This is a genomic window from Sphingorhabdus sp. (assembly GCF_050921905.1).
GTDB lineage: Bacteria > Pseudomonadota > Alphaproteobacteria > Sphingomonadales > Sphingomonadaceae > Sphingorhabdus_B.
In genome coordinates, this window is sequence record NZ_CP050888.1 from 1,987,439 (window position 1) to 2,000,277 (window position 12,839).

11 protein-coding genes and 1 pseudogene are annotated in these 12,839 nt (G+C 56.5%); 11 read left to right on the forward strand and 1 reads right to left on the reverse strand.

Annotated features, from left to right (window positions below; genetic code table 11):
* Nucleotides 1-7 precede the first annotated feature (7 nt).
* Entirely contained in the window at nucleotides 8-667 is a 660-nt protein-coding gene (locus HEQ18_RS09625) for an OmpA family protein (protein WP_432814551.1), read from the reverse strand.
* A gap of 151 nt (nucleotides 668-818) precedes the next feature.
* Here HEQ18_RS09625 and HEQ18_RS09630 point away from each other — a divergent pair, with 151 nt between their 5' ends.
* The 11 genes and pseudogenes from HEQ18_RS09630 to HEQ18_RS09680 all read left to right on the forward strand — a co-directional run.
* Entirely contained in the window at nucleotides 819-2,156 is a 1,338-nt protein-coding gene (locus HEQ18_RS09630; protein WP_432814552.1) for a hemolysin family protein, read from the forward strand.
* Between the two features lie 71 nt (nucleotides 2,157-2,227).
* A complete protein-coding gene (locus HEQ18_RS09635) occupies nucleotides 2,228-3,007 on the forward strand; it encodes a succinate dehydrogenase iron-sulfur subunit (protein WP_296196927.1) in 780 nt (259 codons plus the stop codon).
* A 43-nt stretch (nucleotides 3,008-3,050) separates the two neighbouring features.
* On the forward strand, nucleotides 3,051-3,503 hold the full coding sequence (locus tag HEQ18_RS09640; protein ID WP_432814553.1) for a PaaI family thioesterase: 453 nt from the start codon (nucleotides 3,051-3,053) through the stop codon (nucleotides 3,501-3,503).
* Nucleotides 3,504-3,599: 96 nt separating this feature from the next.
* Entirely contained in the window at nucleotides 3,600-4,712 is a 1,113-nt protein-coding gene (gene zapE / locus HEQ18_RS09645) for a cell division protein ZapE (protein WP_397605239.1), read from the forward strand.
* 21 nt (nucleotides 4,713-4,733) lie between these two features.
* Nucleotides 4,734-4,907 carry a hypothetical protein gene (locus HEQ18_RS09650; RefSeq protein ID WP_397605238.1) on the forward strand — a complete coding sequence of 58 codons (174 nt, stop codon included), beginning with the start codon at nucleotides 4,734-4,736 and terminating at the stop codon, nucleotides 4,905-4,907.
* A gap of 227 nt (nucleotides 4,908-5,134) precedes the next feature.
* Entirely contained in the window at nucleotides 5,135-6,097 is a 963-nt protein-coding gene (gene mdh / locus HEQ18_RS09655) for a malate dehydrogenase (RefSeq protein WP_432814554.1), read from the forward strand.
* A 28-nt stretch (nucleotides 6,098-6,125) separates the two neighbouring features.
* Entirely contained in the window at nucleotides 6,126-7,010 is an 885-nt protein-coding gene (sucD, locus tag HEQ18_RS09660; RefSeq protein WP_432814555.1) for a succinate--CoA ligase subunit alpha, read from the forward strand.
* Nucleotides 7,011-7,160: 150 nt separating this feature from the next.
* Complete coding sequence (locus tag HEQ18_RS09665; RefSeq protein WP_432814556.1) at nucleotides 7,161-9,992, forward strand: 2-oxoglutarate dehydrogenase E1 component; 2,832 nt, start codon at nucleotides 7,161-7,163, stop codon at nucleotides 9,990-9,992.
* Between the two features lie 10 nt (nucleotides 9,993-10,002).
* On the forward strand, nucleotides 10,003-11,238 hold the full coding sequence (gene odhB, locus HEQ18_RS09670) for a 2-oxoglutarate dehydrogenase complex dihydrolipoyllysine-residue succinyltransferase (protein ID WP_432814557.1): 1,236 nt from the start codon (nucleotides 10,003-10,005) through the stop codon (nucleotides 11,236-11,238).
* A 12-nt stretch (nucleotides 11,239-11,250) separates the two neighbouring features.
* Complete coding sequence (lpdA, locus tag HEQ18_RS09675; protein ID WP_432814558.1) at nucleotides 11,251-12,660, forward strand: dihydrolipoyl dehydrogenase; 1,410 nt, start codon at nucleotides 11,251-11,253, stop codon at nucleotides 12,658-12,660.
* Nucleotides 12,660-12,839: pseudogene (locus tag HEQ18_RS09680) on the forward strand (TRIC cation channel family protein); the annotation flags it as partial. The gene lpdA and the pseudogene HEQ18_RS09680, both read left to right, overlap by 1 nt.

Consider the following 12,839-nt stretch of genomic DNA (forward strand, 5'->3'; position numbering starts at 1 on the left):
ACTATACTTACGTTACCGGAACAAGTCGAATTTCAACGCGGCGGTTGGCCGAACGGCCCGCTGCATCAAGGTTGCTCGCCTTTGGCTGGCTCTCGCCGTAACCACGGGTTGCCAAGCGCGCGGATTGCACCCCGCGTGACGACAAATAATCGGCAACCGCAGATGCACGGCGTTCGGACAGTGCCTGATTATAGGCGTCTGATCCGGTGGAATCGGTGTGGCCCATGACATCGACATAGGTTTTTTCATATTGTTTCAGTGTCAAAGATACCTGATCAAGCGTATTCCGGAAGCCCGGATCGATGTTCGAGCTATCGACGCCAAAGGTGATTTCTGATGGCATATCAAGGACAAGATTGTCGCCGTCACGAATGACATTGACGCCTGTGCCAGCGGTCTGCTGACGCAGCTTTTTTTCTTGTTCATCCATATAATAGCCAACGCCGGCACCCGCAACTGCGCCAATTCCAGCGCCCACGATCTTTTCCGTGCGGTCACGGCGTCCACCGATCAGGTCACCAAGCAGATAGCCGCTCAATGCCCCACCAACTCCGCCAATAGCGGCTTTAGAAATGGTGCGTTTCCCGGTTTCAGGATCCGTCACACAAGCAGACAATGGAAGCAAAGCCGTCAGCAGTATAAGCGAAATCATCTGATTCTTTTTCATTATATTCCCTTTCAACTAGGGTGCCGTGTAAACAGCCCCCATGATGAACCTGCGATGATTATTTCCGTCGGTTGCATCATCTCACCATAACGCGTTTTTGCGCATTTTGTTGCCAAACACCCATTTTGGGCATTATGGCGCAAACTTCCATATGAAACCTCTTGACCCTTTCCCGTGGTTTGATGCCGCAACTATATTGGCGCTCATCGCCTTAAACGGTGTGTTCGCCATGTCGGAACTCGCCATTGTGTCCGCACGCACAGCCAAGTTAAAAGCCATGGCCGAAGACGGCAAGCGCGGCGCAGCGGCGGCGCTGAGGTTGGGGCGCGACCCCGGAAAATTCCTGTCCACAGTGCAAATCGGCATTACGCTGATCGGCATTATAAATGGCGCATATTCAGGGGCTACCTTAGGCGCGCCAATTGCCGAACGCATTGCCTTGTTGGGCATTGACCCTGAATGGTCCGAAACCTTGGGCTTTGGCATTGTCATCAGCATCACAACTTATGCATCCTTGGTGGTGGGCGAACTTGTGCCAAAGCAATTTGCGCTTATCGCGCCGGAGCGGATCGCCGTTATCATGGCTGGCCCGATGGAGGTGCTTGCGCGAATCACTGCGCCAATAGTGTGGACGCTCGACAAATCGAGCGCGACCATCTTTCGCGCGCTTGGGCTGCGCCGCGATACCCGCGACGCGCTGAGTGCCGAAGAATTGCGCATGGTCTTTGCTGAAGCCACGCATGCAGGCATCATTGAGGAGCATGAGCATAAGGTCATTGCGGGTGTTGTCCGTCTTGCCGACCGGCCGGTGCGTGAAGTGATGACGCCGCGCACCGACGTGGATCGTATTTCCGCTGATGCTTCCGAAGAAGCGGTGCGCGATTCGCTGTTGAATTCGCTTCATACGCGGCTGCCGGTGACGGGCGAAGACGGCGACGACATTATTGGTGTAGTCCAATCACGCGATATCGTCGCGGCGCAAATTCGCGGCGAAGTGCTCGACATCCGCAGTTTGATGCGCCGAGCCGAGATCATTCCGGATCAGTTGGATGCCATGGACGCGCTTGAAATTTTGCGTTCATCCGATGTGCCAATGCTTTTGGTGCATGATGAATATGGTCATTTCGAAGGTATCGTGACGCCAAATGACCTTTTGGCGGCGATTGCGGGCGAATTCGCGTCGGACCAAGCACAGGGAAGTGCGCCCAATATCATAACGCTGGATGATGGATCGATGCTGGTATCTGGCTCAATGTCTGCTGACGCAATGGCCGAGGCATTGTCCATCGACCTGCCAGAAGATCGGGACTACGCGACGGCGGCAGGGCATGTTTTGCACATATTGCGGCATTTGCCTTCGGAAGGGGAGGCATTCACCGATCAAGGCTGGCGCTTTGAAGTGGTGGATATGGATGGCCGCAAAATTGACAAGTTGCGCGTGCGACTTGCAGAAAAGGCAACCCGAGAAGACGCAGTTGAGGGCTTGTGATTGCTTAATCGCTTGGTTAGGGCAACTGGTGACACGGATTACTAAGTTGTTAGCGTCCACAGGATATTGATATGGCCGATTTCTTTCTTCCCAAGAACAGCAAAGTCCAGAAGGGCGCTGTGCATGCCGCAAAAACCGGCGGCAAGACCAAAAAATTCAAGGTATATCGCTATGATCCCGATAGCGGCGAGAACCCACGTTACGACACGTTTGAGGTGGATACCGACAATTGCGGCCCAATGGTGCTCGACGCGCTGATCAAGATGAAAGGTGAGCAGGATTCGTCGCTGACCTTCCGTCGGTCATGCCGCGAAGGTATTTGCGGTTCCTGCTCAATGAACATCGACGGCAAAAACGGCCTTGCCTGCACCACCGCGATTGAAGATTGCAAAAGCGAGGTTACCATCACCCCGCTGCCGCATATGGAAGTCATCAAGGACCTAGTTCCTGACTTCACGCATTTCTACGCGCAATATGCGTCGATCAAACCTTGGCTGCAAACGGTAACGCCCGAACCATCGGGCAAGGAGCGCCTGCAATCACCAGAGGACCGCGCGAAGCTTGACGGCCTGTATGAGTGCATCTTGTGTGCATGTTGCTCGACTAGCTGCCCTTCTTATTGGTGGAATAGCGACAAGTTTTTAGGGCCAGCCATTTTGCTGCAAGCCTATCGCTGGTTGGCGGACAGCCGCGATGAAATGACGGGTGAGCGCCTCGACGAACTGGAAGATCCCTTTCGCCTCTATCGTTGCCACACGATCATGAACTGCGCCAACGCCTGCCCCAAGGGCCTGAACCCGGCAAAGGCCATTGCGGAAACGAAAAAGATGGTAGCTGAACGCCACCTATAAGCGTTTCAATGCACCTTAAGGCTCTTATCGGTTAGGATTGCCGTTGGATACACCCGCTTTTGACAGCAGCCCTGACCCCGATAATCCGGGCTGGCTGAACTGGCAGATGACCGACGCCAGCCGTTACAACGGCACGGTGCTTGGCAAGATGCTGGTCCGCAGCGCGGGTGATAACAAAGCGCGCTTGCGTATGTATCCCGAGCACCGGCACAGCAATTTGCGCAACGCGGTGCATGGCGGGGTCACTCTGGGCTTTATCGACGTAGCCATGTTCGGCGCGTCCCGGATGTTCGGCCTGATTGAGGCTGGCGCAGCGGTCACTTTAGACCTCTCCGTGCAATTCATTGGCGCTGGCGTCATAAACGAACCGCTTGAGGCAGAAGTTGAGCTCCTCAAGGAAACCGGTCGACTATTGTTCATGCGCGGTATCGTGTCGCAAGGCGAATCACGCATCGCCGCATTTTCTGGCACCATCCGCAAACCGACGAAAAGATGATTTTGTCACGCAGAGGCGCAAAGGACGCGGAGTTTCTGAGCAGTCTGGCCACTGTGTGTCCTCTGCGTGTCTGCGTGATGAAAATTGTTGCGACCTATGGTTAATGTCACCGATCAATTTGACGCCCTGGTTGCCGCAGGCGAATTAAGGCCCGATGCCGATCAAGCGCGTGCAATCGCCGCGCTTGCCAGGGTGCAAATCGAGCTGGAAGCGGTTCCACCGCGTGGAAGCACGATTTGGCGGTTCTTGAGACGCAAGCCCGATCCGACACGGGGACTCTATTTATGGGGCGGTGTTGGACGCGGTAAATCGATGCTGATGGACCTGTTTTTCGAAAATGTGGGTATCAACCGCAAACGCCGCGCGCATTTCCACGAATTTATGCTCGACATTCATGCGCGGCTAAAAGCCGAGCGTGTGAAGGAAAAAGGCGACCCTATCCCCCCCATCGTCGCGGCGCTGGCCGACGAAGCGCGGTTGTTGTGCTTTGACGAGATGGTCGTGAACAATATGGCGGACGCGGCGATCATGTCGCGGCTCTTTTCCGGCTTGATTGCGGCTGGTGTTACCGTTGTAACCACGTCGAACCGCCACCCTGATGATCTGTATAAAGATGGCCTGAACCGGCAATTGTTTCTGCCCTTCATCGCGCTGGTGAAGGAAAGCCTCGATATCATTGCGCTGGATGGCCCAACCGATTACCGACGCGATCGATTGGGGAGCGCTCAAATCTGGCTCGTGCCCAATGGTCCTGCGGCAACGGCGGCCTTGTCCGAAACCTTTTTCCGCATGACCGACTATCCACCCGAAGACCGCGCGCATGTGCCGGCCTTGGAAATGGACGTCGGCGGTGGACGTATGTTGCATGTGCCCAAGGCGCTAAAAGGCGTCGCGGTGTTTTCGTTCAAGCGCCTTTGTGCGCAAGCACGCGGGGCGGCAGATTATCTCGCTATCGCCCGGCGATTTCACACGGTCATCATGGTCGGGATACCCGTTTTGGGACCCCATAATCGAAATGAAGCCGCGCGCTTTGTGACGTTGATCGATGCGTTGTACGAATATCGCGTGAAGTTTCTGGGGAGCGCTGATGCGGAGCCCGACCATTTATACCCGCAAGGCGACGGGCGGTTTGAATTTGACCGCACCGTATCCCGCCTGATGGAAATGCAGTCGGAGGATTATCTGGCGCAAGGGCATGGCCCGCGTTAGCATCGCGCAAAAGGGAAAGAGATGATGGGCCCGAAGGCTTTATTATTTGCTGGCTTATTGGCGCTAGCCACACCGGCAAATGCGCAAGCACCAAGTGCGCAGCAGGCCGCCGAACGTGATTTGTTCGCTAAGATTGTTGAAATTCCCCCTGTGGATGGACGGCCGTCAGAATTCCGCAAGGCTGGCATGGTTTAGATGAACGCGTCTGGGCCGAGGGTTTTCACGGCCAAGTGCCCATCTGGATGGAAATGTTGCGGCGGGTAGCTGGCACCTGACGGCGGCATTTCACACCACTAACGCTATTGCGAACTATTATCACAAAAACCCTTTGTTTTGAACCTTTATTGGGTTGTTATCCACATCGATTCGGCGTAACGCCGCGACAATTCCGCTATAAAGCCCTAAGGGAAGGACAGTTTTTCATGGCTCGCAAGAAAATTGCACTCATTGGCGCCGGTAATATCGGCGGCACCCTCGCCCATCTCGCAGCATTAAAGGGCCTTGGCGACATCGTCCTTTTCGACGTTGTTGAAGGCGTTCCCCAAGGCAAGGCGCTGGATCTGTCGCAATGCGGCCCGGTTGAAGGCTTTGACGCAACAATCACTGGCACCAATGACTATGCCGATATCGCAGGCGCAGACGTCATCATCGTCACCGCTGGCGTCGCGCGCAAGCCTGGCATGAGCCGCGACGATCTGCTCGGCATCAACCTGAAGGTGATGAAGGCGGTCGGTGAAGGTATCGCTGCCAACGCGCCAAACGCATTTGTCATCTGCATCACCAACCCGCTCGACGCGATGGTATGGGCCTTGCGCGAATTTTCCGGCCTTCCACACCATATGGTCGTCGGCATGGCGGGCGTTTTGGACTCGGCACGCTTCAGCCATTTCCTGGCCGATGAATTCAATGTGTCGGTGAAGGACGTGACCAGCTTCGTGCTCGGTGGTCATGGCGACACGATGGTGCCCGTCATTCAATACTCCACCGTCTCCGGCATTCCGGTGCCTGACCTGATCGCCATGGGCATGTCGACGCAAGAACGCATCGACGCCATCGTCCAACGCACCCGCAGCGGCGGCGGTGAAATCGTTGCCTTGCTGAAAACCGGATCGGCTTATTACGCACCCGCGACCAGCGGCATCGCAATGGCCGAAGCCTATCTCTACGACCAAAAACGCGTCCTTCCCGCGGCTGTCCATTTGACTGGCCAATATGGCGTCGACAATCTCTATGTCGGTGTTCCGGTGATGATAGGTGCAGGCGGCGTTGAGAAGGTTGTCGAGATTGCTCTGGATGACGAAGCGAAGGGCAACCTCGCCGTGAGCGTCGATGCCGTCAAAGAATTGCTGGTGGCGTGTAAGGCCATCGACCCGTCGCTGAACTAAGCGCAACCCAAAATTTCAGGAGACGTTTGTGAGCATCCTCGTCAATAAAAATACCAAAATCATCACGCAGGGCATGACCGGCGCGACGGGTACATTTCATACCGAACAGGCGCTGGCTTATGGATCGCAGATGGTTGGTGGCGTGACCCCCGGCAAGGGCGGAACTACGCATATCGGCCTGCCGATGTTCGATACGGTGCTTGAGGCCAAGCAAGCGACGGGAGCGGACGCGTCGGTTGTGTATGTGCCGCCGCCCTTTGCCGCCGATTCTATCCTTGAAGCCATCGACGCGGAAATCCCGCTGATCGTCTGCATCACTGAAGGCATTCCGGTGCTCGACATGGTGAAGGTAAAGCGCGCGCTTTCGGGTTCAAAATCGCGCCTGATCGGTCCAAACTGCCCCGGTATATTGACGCCAGGCGAATGCAAAATCGGTATCATGCCCGGCAGCATTTTCTCGGCAGGATCGGTGGGCGTTGTGTCGCGTTCGGGCACATTGACCTATGAAGCCGTGTTCCAGACAACAGCCGAAGGCCTTGGCCAGACCACGGCGGTCGGCATTGGCGGCGACCCTGTCAATGGCACCAACTTCATTGATTGCCTTGAACTGTTCTTGGCCGACGATGCCACCAAGTCGATCATCATGATCGGTGAAATCGGCGGCAGCGCAGAAGAAGAAGCCGCGCAATTCTTGATCGACGAAGCCAAAAAGGGCCGTAAAAAGCCAATGGCTGGCTTTATCGCCGGACGCACTGCGCCTCCAGGCCGCCGTATGGGCCATGCAGGCGCAATCGTTTCGGGTGGCAAGGGCGACGCCGAAAGCAAGATTGCAGCAATGGAGGCCGCGGGCATCCGCGTATCGCCATCACCATCCTTGCTCGGCAAGACATTGGTCGAAGTGTTGAAGGGTTAAGCATTAACTCCTCCCCGGCACGGGGAGGGGGACCATGCGCAGCATGGTGGTGGGGCACCCGCCAAATAGCGAGAGCTTGAACGCAAGTGCCCCTCCGTCAGTCCTGCGGACTGCCACCTCCCCGGTTCGGGGAGGATTTGGAGAAGAAAAATGGGCGTAGAAAACGAGGATTTCGAAATAGAGCGCGGGCCGAGCTGGGAACGTGCCAACTGGCCATTGTCGGCGACCGACGATTTGACCGCGTCGCTTGACCCCACGCAGATGGCAGTGGAAGTAAAGGCAGCGGCAAAGGCGGCGGGCAAGCCGATGGCAGAAGCCGATGCAGTGGCGGCTGCGAGCGATTCCATCCGCGCAATGATGCTGGTGCGCACGTACCGCGTCCGTGGGCATCTGGCCGCCAATCTTGACCCGCTTGGCCTTTCGAAGCAGGAAATACCTGCTGATCTGACGCCAGAATATCATGGCTTTTCCGGCGCCGACCTCGACAAGCGTGTCTATGTCGGCGGCACACTTGGCCTTGAATGGACCACGGTCCGCGAGCTCGTCGATACGCTGCGCGCCAATTATTGTGGGCCGGTGGGCCTTGAATATATGCATATTTCCGATGTCGAAGAGCGCCGGTTTTTGCAAGAGCGGATGGAAGGCAAGGAGGCCGCTATCCAGTTCACACCGGAGGGCAAGAAGGCCATTCTCGGCAAGGTCATCGAAGCCGAGCAATATGAGAAATTCCTTGGCCGCAAATATGTCGGCACGAAGCGTTTCGGTCTTGATGGCGGCGAATCGATGATACCGGCATTGGAAGCCGTGATCAAATATGGTGGCCAGCTTGGCGTGCGCGAAATCGTATATGGCATGCCACATCGTGGCCGCTTGAACGTGCTCGCCAATGTGCTGGCCAAGCCGTATCGCATTATCTTCCACGAATTTTCGGGCGGCAGCGCCAACCCCGATGATGTCGGTGGTTCAGGCGATGTAAAATACCATCTTGGCACCAGCACCGACCGCGAATTTGACGGTATCAAGGTGCATATGAGCCTTGTGCCAAACCCGTCGCACCTTGAGGCCGTAAACCCCGTCGTCTTGGGCAAAGTGCGCGCCAACCAGACGGCGCGCGACGACTTGGGCAAGCATGAGCAAGTGTTGCCAGTGCTGCTGCACGGCGATGCCGCCTTTGCTGGACAGGGCATTGTTTGGGAATGCCTCAGCTTCTCCGGCATTCGTGGGTATAATACGGGTGGTTGCTTGCACTTCATCGTCAACAACCAGGTCGGTTTTACCACTAGCCCGCAATATGCGCGGTCATCGCCTTACCCTTCCGACGTTGCAAAGGGCGTTCAGGCGCCGATTTTCCACGTCAATGGCGATGATCCCGAAGCGGTGACGTTCGCGTGCAAGATTGCCATCGAATTCCGCCAAACATTCCACCGCGACATCGTCATCGACATGTGGTGCTATCGCCGCTTTGGCCATAATGAAGGCGATGAGCCCAGTTTCACGCAGCCATTGATGTACAAAGTGATCAAGAACCACCCGGCCGTAAGTGCTCTTTACGCGCAGCGCCTGCAAGCCGAAGGCGTGATCGACGCCAATTGGTCAAATGAACACGCGATGCGCTTTGTCCAGGCGCTTGAGCAGGAATTTGCCAGTGCAGTAGACTATAAGGCGAACGCTGCCGATTGGTTTGGTGGCCGTTGGTCAGGCCTATCCAAGCCCGCTGATCCCGAAACGGCTCGGCGTAACGTGCCAACGGGCATGACGCGCAAATTGTTCGACAGCCTTGGCCGCACGCTTACGACCGTGCCCGAAGGCCACAACATCCACCCGACGTTAAGCCGTGTGCTGGATGCCAAGAAAACGATGTTCACCTCTGGCGAAAATTTCGATTGGGCAACGGGCGAAGCGCTTGCGTTCGGGTCGCTGCTCTCCGAAGGTTATGGCGTGCGTTTGTCGGGCCAGGATTCAGGCCGCGGAACATTCAGCCAGCGGCACGGTGTTTGGGTTGATCAGACAACCGAGGAAAAATATGTGCCGCTTTCGACCTTACCACATGGGCGGTTTGAAATTCTCGACAGCCCCTTGTCCGAATTTGGTGTGTTGGGCTTCGAATATGGCTATGCCGGTGCGGAGCCCAAAACTTTGGTCCTTTGGGAAGCGCAGTTTGGCGATTTCGTGAATGGCGCACAGACAATGATCGACCAGTTTATTGCTTCGGGTGAAGCCAAATGGCTCCGCGCCAATGGTCTGGTGATGCTGTTGCCGCATGGATATGAAGGCCAAGGCCCAGAGCATAGCTCCGCGCGGTTGGAGCGTTTCCTGCAATTATGTGCAGAGGACAATATCCAGGTCGCCAATTGCACCACGCCAGCCAATTATTTCCACTTGCTGCGCCGTCAAATGGTGCGGCCATTCCGCAAGCCGCTTGTCGTCATGACGCCAAAGTCGCTTTTGCGGCATAAGCTCGCGGTTTCCAAGGCAGAGGATTTCCAAGGCGAAAGCCACTTCATGCGGATATTGTCCGATACGCATGCCCCTGCCGACACGGACGTGAAGCGACTGATATTATGCTCAGGAAAGGTCGCCTATGACCTGATGGAAGCCCGCGACGCATCGGGAGACAAAAATACCAGCATCGTGCGGATTGAACAGCTGTATCCGTTTCCGACAGAGCCGTTGATCGTGCGCCTGAAGCGTATGACCAATTTGGAAGAACTGGTTTGGGCACAGGAAGAGCCGCGCAACGCAGGAAGTTGGTCGTTCGTCGATCCTTATCTGGAAGAATGCCTTGCCGAAGCCGATGTTGGTCCCACCCGCGCACGTTACGCCGGACGCAGGGCCGCGGCCGCGACGGCAACCGGCCTTGCAAAGCGCCACCAGGCCGAACAAGCCGCATTGGTTGCTGAAGCGTTAGGCCATAATGTCCGCGAAGAAATCCGCCGCCAGCGTTCAGGCGGCACCAAACCAATCACCCCTCCATCCGCGTGAGGATTAGATTATGAGCACTGAAGTTAAAGTCCCCGTATTGGGCGAGTCCATCACCGAAGCAACGCTTGGTCAATGGTTGAAGAAACCGGGCGAAGCGGTGGCTATCGATGAACCGATCGCCAGCCTTGAAACTGACAAGGTTGCGGTCGAAGTGCCGTCGCCCGTTGCAGGCATCATGGGTGCCTATGCCGTCGAAGAAGGCGCGACCGTCAATGTAGGCGCAGTGATCGGATCAATCGATGCCGGAACCGCCGTTGCGGCCGCGCCTGTTACCGCCCCTGCCCCCACTGCGGCTGCAGCGGCAGTCGCGCCAGCGGTGACAACCACTGCTGCGCCTGCCGCCGAAGCAGAAACTAGCGACCTACCGCTTTCGCCCTCTGTGCGCCGACTTGTGTTGGAACTTGGCATTGATCCAAGCAAGATCAAAGGCACGGGCAAAGACGGTCGCCTGACAAAGGAAGATGTTGTGGCCGCCGCCAAAGGCGCGCCTGCCCCGTCTGCCGACGCAACCGTTACGGCTGCGCCAACAACACAAGCAATAGGCGCCCGTCAGGAAGAGCGCGTGAAGATGACACGTCTGCGCCAGACCATCGCCAAGCGCCTGAAGTCCGCGCAAGACACCGCCGCGTTGCTGACGACGTTCAACGATGTCGACATGTCAGCGGTGATGGAAGCACGTGCGACCTACAAAGATCTGTTTGAAAAGAAGCATGGAGTCCGCTTGGGCTTCATGGGCTTCTTTACCAAAGCCGTAGCCTTGGCTGCACGCGATGTCCCGTCGGTCAATGCGAAGATTGAAGGCGATGACATCGTCTATCACAATTACCTCGATGTATCGGTCGCAGTCAGCGCACCCAACGGGCTTGTGGTACCTGTCGTGCGCAATGCCGACGCCATGAGCTTCGCGCAAATTGAAAAGGCCATCGGCGACTTTGGCGCAAAGGCGAAGGCCGGCACCTTGACGATGGACGACATGTCCGGCGGCACCTTCACCATTTCAAATGGCGGTGTGTTCGGCAGCCTGATGTCGACGCCGATCATCAACCCCCCGCAATCGGCAGTGCTTGGCCTTCACCGTATTGAAGACCGCGCTGTTGTGCGCGACGGACAGGTCGTGGTGCGCCCGATGATGTATGTGGCATTAAGCTATGACCACCGCCTCATCGATGGCCGCGAAGCTGTTACCTTCCTAAAGATCGTCAAAGAGGCGATCGAAGACCCGACCCGGTTGTTGATCGACCTTTAAGGAGCCTGAACCATGGCAGAACATGATTATGACCTGATCGTTATTGGCGCAGGCCCGGGCGGCTATGTCGCCGCCATCCGCGCTGCACAATTGGGGCTGAAGACGGCATGCGTGGAAAGCCGCGAAACATTGGGCGGCACTTGCCTGAACGTCGGATGCATTCCATCCAAGGCGTTGCTGCATGCCTCCGAAATGTTTCATGCGGCGCAATCGGGGTCGCTAGCGAAATTCGGTATCGATTTTTCGGGCGTATCGCTCAACCTCGACCAAATGCATGCCGAAAAGGCGAAGGCTGTTGGCGAGCTGACCGGCGGTATCGAATTTCTGTTCAAGAAAAACAAGGTCGATTGGCTTAAGGGCCATGCGACGTTTAATTCCGCTAACAGCGTGGACGTTGCGGGCAAAAGCTACACCGCGAAGAATATCATGATCGCAACGGGTTCCTCGGTAACGCCATTACCAGGCGTCAAGATTGACCAGAAAGTCATTGTCGATTCCACTGGCGCGCTTGCCTTGCCGAAGGTGCCGAAACATTTGGTGGTGATCGGCGGCGGAGTTATTGGCCTTGAGCTTGGCAGCGTATGGCTGCGCCTTGGCGCACAAGTCACCGTGGTTGAATATCTTGACCAGATTTTGCCCGGCATGGACGGCGAGGTCCGTAAGGAAGCGGCCAAAATTTTCAAGAAGCAGGGCTTCAACATCCGCACGGGTACAAAGGTGACTGGCGCGACCGTTAAGGGCAACACGGCCACGCTGACCGTTGAACCCGCTGCGGGCGGTGCCAGTGAAACCATCGAAGCCGATTGCGTCTTAGTCGCCATTGGTCGCCGCGCAAACACAGACGGCCTCGCGCTGGACAAGGCAGGGCTCACCGTTAACGCGCGCGGCCAGATTGAGATCGGCCATGATTTCCAGACACATGTTCCGGGCATCTATGCCGTGGGCGATGTTTGCCCCGGCCCAATGCTTGCGCACAAGGCTGAGGACGAAGGCATTGCGGCAGCGGAATTTGTCGCTGGCCTAACCGGCATCGTCAACCATGACGTCATTCCGGGCGTGGTCTATACCTATCCTGAAATCGCGAGCGTTGGCTTGACCGAAGAAGAAGCTAAGGAAAAAGCGGCTGCGTCGGGCGGAGAGGTTAAAGTCGGGAAATTCCCAATGATGGCAAATAGCCGGGCAAAGACCAACCGCGACACCGACGGTTTTGTGAAGGTCATTGCAGATGCGAAGACCGACCGTGTTTTGGGTGTCCACATTATTGCGTCGATTGCTGGAGCCATGATTGCCGAGGCGTGCACTGCGATGGAATTTGGCGCAACGTCGGAAGATATTGCTTATACCTGCCACGCACACCCGACGCATGCCGAGGCATTGAAAGAAGCGGCCATGGCGGTGACGGGCAAGCCGATTCATATGTAATGGTGACGCAAACGGTCCAGATTGCGCCTGCCTTGATTTCAGGGCTCGACCTCTTTGGTATCGCTGTTTTTGCGGCATCTGGTGCGCTGGCAGCGGCGCAGCGGCAACAGACGTTGGTGACTTTTTCATTCTTCGCACTCATTACGGGCGTGGGTGGGGGAACCGTGCGCGACTTGTTA